The organism is Microvirga pakistanensis (genome assembly GCF_004458765.1).
GTDB classification, from domain to species: Bacteria; Pseudomonadota; Alphaproteobacteria; order Rhizobiales; family Beijerinckiaceae; genus Microvirga; species Microvirga pakistanensis.
Genome location: NZ_SPJX01000710.1, coordinates 286,100 through 298,968 on the forward strand (window position 1 = coordinate 286,100; position 12,869 = coordinate 298,968).

The 12,869-nt window shown below is 65.9% G+C and carries 15 protein-coding genes; 11 read left to right on the forward strand and 4 right to left on the reverse strand.

The features are described 5' to 3' along the window. Position 1: 1 nt before the first annotated feature. A complete protein-coding gene (locus tag E4K09_RS28005) occupies positions 2-265 on the forward strand; it encodes a hypothetical protein (protein WP_134500875.1) in 264 nt (87 codons plus the stop codon). Positions 266-268: 3 nt separating this feature from the next. Continuing rightward, positions 269-673 carry a metallopeptidase family protein gene (locus tag E4K09_RS28010; protein WP_134500876.1) on the forward strand — a complete coding sequence of 135 codons (405 nt, stop codon included), beginning with the start codon at positions 269-271 and terminating at the stop codon, positions 671-673. A gap of 181 nt (positions 674-854) precedes the next feature. Here the strand turns inward: E4K09_RS28010 and E4K09_RS28015 are convergent, their stop codons facing one another. Together E4K09_RS28015 and E4K09_RS28020 are read right to left on the reverse strand one after the other, a co-directional pair. Then, positions 855-1,319 (reverse strand): cupin domain-containing protein, encoded by a 465-nt coding sequence (locus tag E4K09_RS28015; RefSeq protein ID WP_244610732.1) that lies wholly within the window; start codon positions 1,317-1,319, stop codon positions 855-857. 35 nt (positions 1,320-1,354) lie between these two features. Then, on the reverse strand, positions 1,355-1,588 hold the full coding sequence (locus tag E4K09_RS28020; protein WP_134500878.1) for a hypothetical protein: 234 nt from the start codon (positions 1,586-1,588) through the stop codon (positions 1,355-1,357). 94 nt (positions 1,589-1,682) lie between these two features. On the opposite strand from E4K09_RS28020, the gene E4K09_RS28025 reads away from it, so the two are divergent. The 7 genes from E4K09_RS28025 to leuB all read left to right on the forward strand — a co-directional run bounded on the left by E4K09_RS28025 (position 1,683) and on the right by leuB (position 9,011). Beyond that, positions 1,683-2,630 carry a LysR family transcriptional regulator gene (locus tag E4K09_RS28025; RefSeq protein ID WP_244610733.1) on the forward strand — a complete coding sequence of 316 codons (948 nt, stop codon included), beginning with the start codon at positions 1,683-1,685 and terminating at the stop codon, positions 2,628-2,630. A gap of 256 nt (positions 2,631-2,886) precedes the next feature. Continuing rightward, the gene (gene leuD / locus E4K09_RS28030) at positions 2,887-3,489 is read left to right on the forward strand and encodes a 3-isopropylmalate dehydratase small subunit (protein ID WP_134500879.1); all 603 of its coding nucleotides are present in this window, start codon (positions 2,887-2,889) and stop codon (positions 3,487-3,489) included. Positions 3,490-3,668: 179 nt separating this feature from the next. Beyond that, the gene (locus E4K09_RS28035; RefSeq protein ID WP_134500880.1) at positions 3,669-4,856 is read left to right on the forward strand and encodes a lytic murein transglycosylase; all 1,188 of its coding nucleotides are present in this window, start codon (positions 3,669-3,671) and stop codon (positions 4,854-4,856) included. A 7-nt stretch (positions 4,857-4,863) separates the two neighbouring features. Further along, positions 4,864-5,487, forward strand: coding sequence for a LysE family translocator (locus E4K09_RS28040; RefSeq protein ID WP_193557368.1), 624 nt, complete (start codon positions 4,864-4,866; stop codon positions 5,485-5,487). A gap of 69 nt (positions 5,488-5,556) precedes the next feature. After that, on the forward strand, positions 5,557-6,297 hold the full coding sequence (locus E4K09_RS28045) for a metallophosphoesterase family protein (protein ID WP_134500882.1): 741 nt from the start codon (positions 5,557-5,559) through the stop codon (positions 6,295-6,297). A 2-nt stretch (positions 6,298-6,299) separates the two neighbouring features. Next, on the forward strand, positions 6,300-7,709 hold the full coding sequence (locus E4K09_RS28050; RefSeq protein WP_134500883.1) for a serine/threonine protein kinase: 1,410 nt from the start codon (positions 6,300-6,302) through the stop codon (positions 7,707-7,709). Between the two features lie 195 nt (positions 7,710-7,904). After that, positions 7,905-9,011, forward strand: coding sequence for a 3-isopropylmalate dehydrogenase (gene leuB, locus E4K09_RS28055; protein ID WP_134500884.1), 1,107 nt, complete (start codon positions 7,905-7,907; stop codon positions 9,009-9,011). A gap of 62 nt (positions 9,012-9,073) precedes the next feature. Here leuB and E4K09_RS28060 read toward each other — a convergent pair whose 3' ends face one another. Next, entirely contained in the window at positions 9,074-9,409 is a 336-nt protein-coding gene (locus E4K09_RS28060) for a hypothetical protein (RefSeq protein ID WP_134500885.1), read from the reverse strand. A 139-nt stretch (positions 9,410-9,548) separates the two neighbouring features. Between E4K09_RS28060 and E4K09_RS28065 the strand changes: the two genes are divergently transcribed. Next, positions 9,549-10,670, forward strand: a complete 1,122-nt coding sequence (locus E4K09_RS28065; protein ID WP_134500886.1) for a sulfite oxidase — start codon at positions 9,549-9,551, stop codon at positions 10,668-10,670. Here E4K09_RS28065 and E4K09_RS28070 read toward each other — a convergent pair. Further along, positions 10,648-11,439, reverse strand: coding sequence for a hypothetical protein (locus E4K09_RS28070; protein WP_134500887.1), 792 nt, complete (start codon positions 11,437-11,439; stop codon positions 10,648-10,650). The genes E4K09_RS28065 and E4K09_RS28070 overlap by 23 nt on opposite strands. Positions 11,440-11,826: 387 nt before the next feature. Here E4K09_RS28070 and E4K09_RS28075 point away from each other — a divergent pair, with 387 nt between their 5' ends. Then, the gene (locus tag E4K09_RS28075) at positions 11,827-12,858 is read left to right on the forward strand and encodes an aspartate-semialdehyde dehydrogenase (RefSeq protein WP_134500888.1); all 1,032 of its coding nucleotides are present in this window, start codon (positions 11,827-11,829) and stop codon (positions 12,856-12,858) included. Positions 12,859-12,869 lie beyond the last annotated feature (11 nt).

Genomic DNA, 12,869 nt, shown 5'->3' on the forward strand with positions numbered 1-12,869 from the left:
CATGACCGAGCAGGAGCGCGAACGCGAAGCCCGGGAAGCCCTGGAGCGGGTGCGGCGCGACACGGATTCCGTGGGCTCCTCCGCGCTCGCCCGCATGAGCCGGCAGGCGCAGGATCATTTCGGGGGACGGGACGCCATCGGGGCCGGTCAGGATGGCGGGACCGATCCCATCGAGCTGTGGGGGCGGCGCATCGGGCGCGCGCTGTCGCTGGTCGGCGTCGTCCTGCTCGGCCTGTGGCTTCTCGTCCAGCTCGGCCTTCTCTGAACCATGACCGACTGGGCCTCTCTCCACGCTCCCTCCCTGGAGGAATTCGAATCGCTCGCCGAGGCTGCCTATGCGCGCCTGCCGGAGGAGTTCCGCGCTCTCTGCCATGGGGTCGTCATCCGCGTGGAGGACTTCCCGGACGACGATACCTTGGCGGAGATGGGCTGCGAGACACCCTTCGATCTCCTGGGTCTCTTTCGCGGGATCGGCTTAGCCCAGGGCGGCGCGTCGATGCAGACGGGTCAGTTTCCCAATATGGTCTGGCTCTATCGCCGTCCGATCCTCGACTACTGGGCCGAGCACGAAGAGAGCCTCGGGGCGCTGATCACCCACGTGCTGGTCCACGAGATCGGCCACCATTTCGGCCTCTCCGACGAGGACATGGAGGCCATTGAGGCCGCGTCGTAACCCCCACCTGATCCATGGATGCGTTTCAACTGGTACCCGGCAGCCGAAATTCATAACTTCGGCTGCCGGGACTTCCTTGGCGGGCAAGGACGCCCCCGGTCCTTGGGGCTGAATTGGACTGGCTTCAGCCCATTGTGGCCAAGAATGCTGTGGCCAAGAATGCTCCCTCGGACTCCGCCGATCACGTCCCCGCGAGCGGAGGACCGACGATGTCGATGCCGTTCTCCCGGCAGGTTCGCGTCAATGCCTCGATCATCTCGGGCGTGGGCTCCATTGGCGGCGGCAGTTCGTCGCTGAGGGCAGGGGACCCGAAGGCGCGGACCAGCTTCTCGAAATCCGATCCGGTCGTGATCGTGAAGCAGTGAGCTCCTTCGGGCGACTCGACTCGAAAGGTGTGAGGGACCTCTTTCGGAGCCAGGAGCGTATCACCGGCCCGGGCCACGATCTCCTTGCCGCCCACCACGAACCGCATCGTGCCTTCGATCATGAGAAAGATCTCGTCCTCGTTGCGGTGGATGTGCAGGGGAGGCGACTCACCATAGGGCAACCACTGCTCGATAATGGCAAGATCCGTGCGCCCCTGGGCCAGGCCGAGCCGAATCTTCGCCAGCGTGCCCTTGAACCAGAGCGACTCTGCCTGTTTCAATCTTCTCTCCGCCGGCTCAATCCTGTTCGGAAAAGTCAAAGTCTCTCCCTCCATCGCAGGGCGGGCTCCACCCAGTTCAGTCTGTTCTCAAGCATTGCGCCATTCGTCGTGGTGTTGCTGGCGGCTCCGAACGGCCGTTCGCGTGCTGTCACCGTCCGCAGCCATGCATGCTCGGGCATCGGGGTGTCGTCGAAGATCGCTTTCAAAGGCAGGATGGCCTTCAGACCCGCTTTCAGCCCGGGTGCCGTCCATTTGATCCGGAAGTTCATATGAGCCACCATTGCATCATCTCTGTCGAGCTTTCGTGGGTGTCACCTCTTGTGTTTGCGGCAGTGACTTGGAAAATGGAAATCGAATGATTGTATGGGGTCTATCGACAGGATGAATTTCGCCGCCTTCGATCTCAATCTCCTGCGGACATTCGACGCCCTCATGCGCGAGCGAAGCGTCACCCGTGCCGGCGAAGCCGTCGGCCTCAGTCAGCCCGCCGTCAGCGCGGCCCTGAACCGGCTGCGGCATCTGCTCGACGATCAGCTTTTCGTTCGCCGGGGCAACGATATGATCCCGACCCCGCGGGCCGAGGCCCTCCATGAGCCGGTCCGGGAGATTTTGAGCCAGCTTGAAATCGCTCTGGCCGGAGACATGCGCTTCGATCCGTCTGCCGCCGATCGGACCTTCACCCTGATCGGAGCCGACTTCTTCTCGACCCTGCTGATGCCCGAGCTGAGCGAGCGGATGGCTCAGAAGGCGCCTCGGATTTCCCTACGGCTCCTCGACAGCGCCCGCGGCGACGTGGTCCGTCTGCTCCAGGAGGATGCCATCGACGCCGCCTTGGAACGTCCTCTCGACGTGCCGGAATGGGTCTCGACCGAGGTTCTGTTCCGCTCGCCCTTCACCATCATCGCGGCCAGGAACCATCCGGGGATCCCACAGGAAGCACGGGCGCTCAAGGAACTGTCCCTCGATCTTTTCTGCGAGCTGCCTCATGCCATGCGGTCCATTGACGGCAGCATGACGGGTCATATGGACGATGCGCTGGCAGCGATGGGCCGTCGCCGGCGGGTGACGCTGGCTCTCCCGCATTTCCAGAGCGTGGCGCTCGCAGTGGCGCGCGGCCGGCTGATCGCGGCGGTCCCGGTGCAGTTCGCCAGGGCCATGGCCTCCAGCCTCGACCTTGCGCTCTACGACCCTCCTCTTCCGGTCTCCGTGCCCGACATCAAGCTCTATTGGCACAGCCGGCATGACAGGAATCCGGCCCATGTCTGGTTGCGGGAGCAGATCATGAGCGCGACAGAGGTCTTCCGATCCTAGAAACCACGGAGCGGCAAGCTGCGAGCGCAAGGGCCTGGGGTTTCCCTCAGGCATGGGCATGGAAGCCCCACAGCGGCCGCTGCCTGATCTTGACCGAGCCTTCGCATCACGCATGGGTTCGAATGTTGCGCCAAGGCCCCGTTCTACGACAAAATCATCGCCGGGCGCGACCATCGTGAGGCTGGTCGTTTCGCGGCGCCTTTGATAAGAGGCAATTCACAACGAAAACCTTTGCCGCCTGAAGGAAGTTTAGACCATGGAAAAGTTCACCGTGCTGGAAAGCGTCGCGGCGCCGCTGCGGATCATCAATATCGACACCGACATGATCATCCCCAAGCAGTACCTGAAGACCATCAAGCGCACCGGGCTCGGCAAGGGGCTTTTCTCGGAGATGCGCTACCGGGAGGATGGCTCGGAGAACCCGGACTTCGTGCTGAACCAGCCCGCCTACCGCAATGCCAAGATCCTGATCGCCGGCGACAATTTCGGCTGCGGCTCGTCACGCGAGCACGCTCCCTGGGCGCTGCTCGACTTCGGCATCCGCTGCGTGATCTCCACGAGCTTCGCCGATATCTTCTACAACAACTGCTTCCAGAACGGCATTCTGCCGATCAAGGTGAGCCCGGAAGACCTCGAAAAGCTCTTCGACGACGCCAGCCGGGGCGCCAACGCCACCCTCACCATCGACCTGGAGAACCAGGAGATCCGCGGCCCCGATGGCGGCAGGATCGCCTTCGACATCGATGCGTTCAAGAAGCACTGCATGCTCAACGGCCTCGACGGCATCGGCCTGACCCTCGAAAAGGGCGCTGCCATCGACAGTTTTGAGAAAAAGCTCTCCGCGCGGGCCTGGGCCTGACCTTTTCGAGAATTGTCGTCATGGTCGGGCTCGTCCCGGCCATCAATGTTTTCCTCGGTTCAGCGACTCGAAGACGGGACTCCGGCACAAGGCCAGGGATAAGGACGGAGGGCGGGATGACGAGGCGGCTGCAGCCCCGTTTCCATAAGTTTAACCAAATTGCCTGCAAGGTCGCAGGCATGAAACGCATCCTTCTTCCCGCGATCCTCGGCGTCCTGTCCCTGGGCGCCACGTCGGCCCTCGCCCAAGCCGATTTCCGCTCCTGCCTGTCGTCCCTGCGCGCTCAAGCCGCCACCAAAGGGATTTCCGGCCAAGCCTTCGATGTCGCCACCCGCGGCATCCAACCGGACTTGTCGATCCTCGACCTGATGAACAACCAGCCGGAGTTCAAGACCCCGATCTGGGACTATCTCTCGGCGCTGGTGGACGACGAGCGCGTGCAGGACGGCAAGGCCGCCATGCGCCAGTGGGGGCAGGCGCTCGCGTCCGCCGAGGCGCGCTTCGGGGTCGACCGCTATGCGATCGCGGGCGTGTGGGGCGTGGAATCCAATTTCGGCAAGGATATCGGCGGGCGGCCCCTCGTGCAGTCGCTCACGACCCTCGTCTGCCATGCGCCGCGCCGCAACGAGTATTTCAAGGGCGAGCTGATGGCGACCCTCAAGATCGTGCAGGACGGGGACATCAATCCCGCGTCCCTGCGCGGCTCCTGGGCCGGCGCCTTCGGCCATACGCAGTTCATGCCCTCCACCTTCCAGCGCCTCGCCGTCGACGGCGACGGCGACGGGCGGCGCGACATCATGGCGTCCGTTCCGGATGCGGTTCATTCCACGGCCAACTTCCTCAAGAAGGCTGGTTGGGTGAAGGGCCTGCCCTGGGGCTACGAGGTGCGCCTGCCCGGGAGCTTCAATCCGAAGCTCGCCGGCCGCAAGAGCAAGCGTCCCGTGTCCTCCTGGGCCGCCATGGGCGTGACGCGCGTCGATGGTCGTCCGCTCTCGGGCGATTATCAGGCGGGCATCATCATTCCGGCGGGCGTGGACGGCCCGGCCTTCCTCGTCACCCGGAATTTCGACGCGGTCTATTCCTACAATGCCGCCGAATCCTACGGCCTCGCCATCGCGCTTCTGGGCGATCGCATGAAGGGCCTGCCCGGGATCCAGACCGCCTGGCCGACGGACGATCCGCCGCTCTCGCGCGCGCAGCGGCGCGAGCTGCAGAGCCTGCTGGCGGCCCGGGGCTACGACGTCGGCGAGCCGGACGGAAAGATCGGCTCCAAGACCCGCGAGGCGATCAAGGATGTGGAGCGACGCATCGGCCTCGAACCGCGCGGACGTCCCGGCGGCAAGGTGCTGGAAGCGCTGCGGGGCTAGAGATGTCGTGACGGTCAGCGCGCTGCTCCTGTTCGTTCCTGCGTGCTTCGCGCTCAACATGGCGTTCGGGCCCAACAACCTGTTGTCCCTGACCTATGGATTGCAGGCGGGGGTGCGCACCGCCGTGGCGGCATCGTCCGGCCGCCTCGTGGCCTTCGCCCTCATGATCGCCCTGACGGCGCTCGGCGTCGGAGCCGTGCTGGCCGCTTCCGAGATGGCCTTCACGATCCTGAAATGGGTGGGGGCCGCTTATCTGATCTGGCTCGGAATCAGGATCCTCAAGGGGAGCACAGCCATCGATGCGCCAGCCGCCGAGAACGGCCGGCGGCCCCTGAAGGCCCTCGTCCTGCAGGAGTTCTGGACCGCCATCGGCAACCCCAAGGCGATCCTGATCTTCACGGCCTTCCTTCCGCAGTTCGTCGAGCCCGGCGCCTATTGGCTCAGCTTCGCCATCCTGGGCATGGTCTTCCTCATGCTCGAAGTCGTCGCGGTCCTCCTCTACGCGGTGCTCGGCCATCGTCTCAACCGGCTCTCCCGCAACAGGACCGTGTTCGGCTGGCTGAACCGTCTCTCGGGCGCCACCATGATCGGCTTCGGGGTTGCGCTGCTGTTTACCAGGAAAGCGGCTTGAGGGGGAAACCCGTTGCAGGGCCGCTTTGCCGAGGTTGCGTTAAGGAATGGTTAGGGGTTTAGTGCGCGCATGCTCATCGCGCTCCTGACCGACATTCATGGAAACCGCGAGGCCTTCTCGGCCTGTCTCGCCCATGCGCGTGCGCTTCCGGTCGACCGGTTCATCCTGCTCGGCGATTATGTCGGCTACGGCGCCGATCCGGCCTGGGTGGTCGATACGGTGCGGATGCTCGTGAGCGAAGGCGCGGTTGCCCTTCTCGGCAACCACGATGCCGCCATCGACGGCTCCGACGAGGACATGAACAGCCTGGCCCGGGAAGCGCTCCATTGGACCCGCGGCCAGCTGGGCATGGAGCAGCGCGCCTTCCTGGCGGATCTTCCGCTGATCCACGAGGAGGGGAGCGTCCTCTACGTGCACGCCAACGGCTATGCGCCGCGCGGCTGGCACTACATCACCGACACGCTGGAGGCGGCGCGCCATTTCAGCCGGGTGGAGGCGCACATCACCTTCTGCGGGCATGTGCACGTGCCCATGCTCTACCACATGAGCACGACCGCGAAGGTGGGCTCCTTCTCGCCGGTCGGCGACAACGAGATTCCGCTTCTCGCAACCCGCTCCTGGCTTGCCGTGATCGGCGCGGTGGGGCAGCCGCGCGACGGCGTTCCGGCCGCGAACTACGCGGTCTTCGACACCGCGCGCCAGAGCCTGCGCTATTTCCGCGTGCCCTACGACAATCTCACGGCGGCCCGGAAGGTGCGCGAGGCGGGCCTGCCCGAGAAACTCGCCCGGCGTCTCGAGGAGGGTCGCTGAGCATGCGCCTTCGCCTCTCGCCGGGCATGGTGATCGACGGGTTCACGCTCAAGGAGCATCTGGGCACCGGCGGAATGGCCCAGATCTGGTCGGTGGAGCGGGAGGACGACCCGACCCCGCTCGTCATGAAGTTTCCCATGCTCATCGACAGCGACGATCCGATCCCCATCGTCTGCTTCGAGACCGAGCAGATGATCATGCCGCGCCTCTCCGGCCCGCACGTGCCCCGCTTCATCGCCGCGGGGCCGCTCGATCCGCAGCCCTACATCGTGATGGAGCGCATCCCGGGCCCGTCGCTGAAGGCGCGCCTGTCCGGCGTGCCGCTGCCCTGGGCCGAGGTGGTTCGGATCGGCGCGAAGGTTGCCCGCGCCCTTCACGACCTCCACCTCCAGAAGGTCATCCATCTCGACGTGAAGCCCAGCAACGTCATGTTCCGCGAGACCGGGGAGGCGGTGCTCGTCGATTTCGGCTTCGCGCGGCACGAGCAGCTGCCGGACCTCCTGGCGGAGGAATTCCGCGAGCCCTTCGGCACCACGCCCTATATGGCGCCCGAGCAGGTGCTGGAGGATCGCGCCGATCCGCGCAGCGACCTCTTCGCGCTTGGCGTGATGCTGTATTTCTTCATCACAGGCGAGCGCCCCTTCGGCACGCCGAAAGGCGGCCAGATTCGCCGTCGCCTGTGGCGCGATCCGGTGCCGCCGCGGGCCAGGAATCCCGAATGCCCGCCCTGGCTGCAGGAGATCATCCTGCGCTGCCTGGAGGTCGACCCGAACGACCGCTACGCGACGGCGGCGCAGCTCGCGCTCGATCTGGAGAACCCCGGTCAGGTCGCGCTCACCGAGCGCGCGGAGCGGCTCGAACGCGACAGCGGCATGAAGACCTTCCGCCGCTGGCTGAAGGCGCGAAAGGCGCAGCCGCTCGAGACGCCCAACATCGTGCGCCAGCTCGCGCAGGCGCCGATCCTTCTCGTGGCCATCGATCTGACGCCCGGCAGCGAGGATTTGAGCGAGGCGCAACGCGTTCTCCTCGGGCGCATCCTGTCCATGGAGATGGAGGCGCGCGTGGCCTGCGTGAACGTCCTCAGGCTCTCGCGCATCGGCGTGGACGTTCTGGAGGACGAGGAGGGCCGCAGCCTGCACGTGCAGCGACTCATCCAGCTCAGGCACTGGGGCGCGGGACTCGAGATCCCGAAGGAGCGGATCACCTACAGCGTGCTGGAGGCCACCGACCCGGCGGCCGCGCTCGTCGACTACGCCCGCCACAACAACGTGGACCACATCGTCATCGGCGCACGGGCCTCCTCGGCGTTCCGGCGCTATCTCGGCAGCGTCTCGTCGCGGGTGGTGGCGGAGGCCCCATGCTCGGTGACGGTGGTGCGCACTCCCCGCGAGCGTCGAGCCGAGGAGGAGTGAGAACGCATCTCGGGGTCCTTACGCCTAACGGCCAAGGCGGAAGTGCTTGCCAAGGCAAGGTTAGGACGCCTAAACCCTGCCGTCATGGCCGGACTCGATCCAGCCATCCACGTCTTCGAAACTCACAGCGATCAAGACGTGGATCCCCGGGACGGGCCCGGGGATGACGAGGCCGATCGCTTAAGGAACCGCAACATGGCAACGCACAAGCTTCTCCTTCTCCCCGGCGACGGCATCGGTCCGGAGGTCATGGCGCAGGTCGAGAAGATCGTGGGCTGGTTCCGTCAGCGGGGCATCGGCTTCGAGACCGAGACGGATCTCGTCGGAGGCTCGGCCTATGACGCCCATGGCAAGGCCATCTCCGAGGCGGCGATGGGCCGGGCGCAGGAGGCCGACGCGGTGCTCTTCGGCGCGGTCGGCGGCCCGAAATGGGACGGCGTTCCCTACGACGTACGCCCCGAGGCCGGCCTGCTGCGCCTGCGCAAGGATCTCGGCCTCTTCGCCAATCTTCGCCCGGCCATCTGCTATCCGGCGCTCGCCGACGCCTCCTCGCTCAAGCGCGAGATCGTGGAGGGGCTCGACATCGTAATCGTGCGCGAACTCACCGGCGGCGTCTATTTCGGCGAGCCGAAGGAGCTGGTGACCCTGGAGAACGGCCAGCAGCGGGCCGTCGACACGCAGGTCTACACGACCGGGGAGATCGAGCGCATCGCCCGCGTCGCGTTCGACCTCGCCAGGAAGCGCCGGAACAAGGTGTCGTCCTCCGAGAAGATGAACGTGATGAAGACGGGCGTGCTCTGGCGCCAGGTGGTCTCGCGCATCGGCAAGGCGGATTATGCCGACGTGGAGCTCGAGCACGTGCTCGCCGACAACTGCGCCATGCAGCTCGTGCGCAACCCGAAGCAGTTCGACGTGATCGTCACCGACAACCTCTTCGGTGACATCCTGTCCGACATCGCCGCCATGCTCACCGGCTCCCTCGGCATGCTGCCGTCCGCGTCCCTCGGCATGGAGGATCCGGCCACCGGCCGGCGCAAGGCGCTCTACGAGCCGGTGCACGGCTCGGCTCCCGACATCGCCGGCAAGGGGCTTGCCAACCCGATCGCCATGATCGGCTCCTTCGGCATGGCCCTGCGCTATTCCTTCGGCCTCGTCGAGGAGGCGGACCGTCTGGAAAGGGCCATCGCCAACGTGCTGGCCTCCGGCGTCCGCACCAAGGACATCGCCGCTCCCGGCACGAACGCGGTCGGCACCCAGGACGTGGGCGAAGCGATCATCAAGGAGCTGAACGCTCAATCCTGAATACGCGACGCAGCCCATGAAACAGAAAAAGCCCCGGCTATGCCGGGGCTTTTTGCTGGCCCTTACCGGATCGAGCCTGTCGCCTCGACATCCGGAACGCCGAAGGTCGGGAACGGATTGCGTGCGCCCACGAAGGGCCCGCCGATGGGATCGGGCAGCACCCCTTCGCCGAAGCGGTCGCGCTGGTGGCCCCAGGGCGGATTTGTCAGGTAGGACAGCTGTCCCTGGGTGGCGTAGCGGTTGAGGGAGCCCACCGGCGCCACGCGGCCGGGATCGAGGAAGCTGCGGGGTTGCACGCGCAGGACGAGCGGGCGATCCTGAGCCTGCGCTTCGGCCGCGACCGAGACGGCCGCGAGCGTTGCAAGCGAGACCAGGCCGAGAAGGGTGAAGCGGCGCATCTTGCAAATCTCCAGGGTTCGGCCCCAGCGCTCCCGGCCGGGCCTTGGTGATACTTCGAAGGCTGTCAGAAAAAGGGCGACCTGCCTAAATTGGTTCCTTCGAATCGAAGCGCTCGCCAAAGGGTGAAGGGCAGACCGCATGCAGGATCAGACGGACACACTTGGGCGATTCGGGAAGGATCGCCTCACAATTCTGAGCGAAACGCCCTTTGTGGCCGAGACGCCGGAAGCCCTGCTCGACGATGAAACGACGCCGATCGCGCGCTTCTTCATCCGCAACAACGGCCTCCTGCCCGCGCCGGTCGAGGATCCGGACGCCTGGCGCTTCACCGTCGACGGAGAGGTGGAGCATCCGCTCGATCTCTCGCTTGCCGAATTGAAGAGCCACTTTCCCGCCAGGACCTTCCGCATGGTGCTCGAATGCGGCGGCAACGGGCGCTCCTTCTTCGAGCCGCAAGCGGAGGGCAATCCCTGGACGAACGGCGGTGCCGGCTGCGCGGAATGGACGGGCGTTTCGCTGCGCGACGTCCTGCAGGCGGCGGGCCTCAAAGGAACGGCACGGTTCACCGGGCATTTCGGGGCCGATCCGGACAAGACCGGGAGCCGGGAGAAACAGGCCATGTCGCGGGGCATGCCCATCGCGAAGGCGCTGGAGGAGCACACCCTGCTCGTCTGGGCCATGAACGGCGAGGCCCTGCCGTTCGTCCATGGCGGTCCCTTGCGTCTCGTGGTGCCGGGCTGGCCCGGCTCCTTGAGCCAGAAATGGCTGACCCGGATCTGGATCCGCGACCGGGAGCATGACGGCCCGGGCATGACGGGCCTGTCCTACCGTGTACCCGTCCATCCGCTCCCGCCGGGTTCGGACGCGCAATCCGTGGAAACACGGATCCTGGAATCCATGCCGGTCCGCAGCATCATCACGGCTCCGGCCCATGGCTCACGCTATGGGGCGGGCACGCGCGGCATCGCGGTCCGGGGCGCCGCCTGGGCCGGCGACGATGCCGTGGCGCGGGTGGAGTGCTCCATCGATGGCGGGGCCACCTGGGTGCCCGCGCGGATGGCGCCCCCGCGCAACCGCTACGATTGGGTCCGCTGGACGGCGGAGATCGCGCTACCCGGAGACGGCTATTACGAGATCGTTGCCCGCGCGACGGATTCGCAGGGCCGCGCCCAGCCCTTCCGGGTCGTCAACTGGAATCCGAACGGCTATGGCTGCAACCTCATGCACCGGGTGGCGATCAGGGTCGGGGAGGGGGGCTGACGCGGGTCGAAGCGGTGCGGGCGGCGATATCGCAGGCCTCGGTGCGGTTGCGTTCGGCGCGCGCGAACAGGGCCCTCAGGAACGGGCTGCCCGAACCGGAGAGGCCGATGCCGTCGATGAAGCAGGCGAGCCAGGCGTCGTCCAGGGGGCCCGCGCCCGCCTCGCAGATCCAGCCCTGGAAGCCGAAGCCAGCATCGCCGTCGGAGAAGCGGAAGGCCTGGCATTCCTGTTCGCCGCTGCCGACGAGGGTCATGGAAGCAGCCTCCACGGCCCCGAACTTCGTGGCGATCACTCGGCTCTGCGCGTTGCGTGACACCGCGAGCCCGGCTTGGGCGGCGCGACGCACGATGTCGACGAAAAAGCTGCGTGCGGGCTCCGACGAGCCTTGGACGAGGATGAGCCTTGCGTGGCGGCTTTCCCCGAACCGACCCATCGTGACCGTGTCCTCCCGGGCGCCGCTCGTATGCTGACGCGCCTCCACGGCGAGGGGGCCCGGAGCTTTCTCGAGCGTATAGAGCGCCGGAGTCGCAGCGACGGCACTCCACAGGGGAGCGGGCGCGATCAGGACGGAGGACGGAACGTCGGTCCCAGCGGCGATCCGTGCCTCGTCCCTGTCCTGCTCGGCGAAATAGACCAGTCCTGCGATCATCAGGCAGGAAATCAGGGTCATCCGCAGCCAGGAGCGTCGCTTCCTGCGCACGCGACGGATCGGGCGTTCGTCGACGAACGCCTCGTCCTCGTCCCATGCGGGAGAGCCGGCCCGTGCCATCGCGTTTCACATCCCGGTTGGGTTGCCTTGGCATGTTCTAGCGTAGCAGGACCGGCATCTCGAAAGGTTTCGCCCGCCAAGGTAAACGAAAGGTTGTTGCTCAGCCTGGCCGCCCATCGTCGCATTCTTGCAGACAACCCTTGACGAAAGCGCGCCTTTGGTGTGTTGCTGGGCGCATCGCGGCCCAGACCGGGCTTGCGAATGGACGAAGGCAATGGCGCTGCTCACCCTCACGACGAGCAAAACGAAAACCGCCACGACGGCCGTGAAAACGACGGCCGAATAAGCCTCGTCGTCCCCGGTCCTCTCTCCCGTCGGGGCGAGAGGCGACACCCGAAAAGGGTTCTTCAATTTCCCCGGGGAGAGCGCGACAACAGGAGAATTCCAATGGGTTACAAGATCGCCGTCGTGGGTGCGACCGGCAATGTAGGCCGCGAGATGCTGAGCATCCTCGCGGAGCGGGCCTTCCCGGCCGACGAGGTGGTGGCTCTGGCCTCGCGCCGCAGCCAGGGAACGGACGTGTCCTACGGCGACAAGACCCTGAAGACGAAAACGCTCGACACCTACGATTTCTCGGACGTCGATCTCTGCCTCATGTCCGCCGGCGGCGAGGTGTCCAAGGAATGGTCGCCCAGGATCGCGGCCCAGGGTGCGGTCGTGATCGACAACTCCTCCGCCTGGCGCTACGACCCGGAGGTGCCGCTGGTGGTGCCGGAGGTGAACGCCGAGGCCCTGCGCGACATCAAGAAGGGCATCGTGGCGAATCCCAACTGCTCGACCGCGCAGCTCGTCGTGGCCTTGAAGCCGCTTCATGACCGCGCCACCATCAAGCGCGTGGTCGTCGCCACTTACCAGTCGGTATCCGGCGCGGGCAAGGACGGCATGGACGAGCTCGACCGCCAGACCAAGGCGCTCTACTCGCTGCAGGACGTGCAGGAGAAGAAGTTTCCCAAGCGCATCGCCTTCAATCTGATCCCCCATATCGACGTGTTCATGGAGGACGGGTTCACGAAGGAAGAGTGGAAGATGACGGCCGAGACCAAGAAGATTCTCGACCCGAAGATCAAGCTTACCGCCACTTGCGTGCGCGTGCCGGTCTTCATCAGTCACTCCGAAGCCGTGAACGTGGAGTTCGAGAAGCCGATCACGGCGGACGAGGCCCGCGAGATCCTGCGGGCCGCTCCCGGAATCATGGTCGTCGACAAGCGTGAGCCCGGCGGTTACATCACGCCCCACGAGGCGGCGGGCGAGGACGCCACCTATATCTCCCGCATCCGCGAGGACATCACGGTCGAGAACGGCCTCGCCTTCTGGTGCGTCTCCGACAACCTCCGCAAGGGCGCGGCGCTGAATGCCGTGCAGATCGCGGAAGCCATGGCCAATCGCGGCCTCCTCAAGGCGAAGAAGCAGGCGGCGTAACGCGCCCGCAA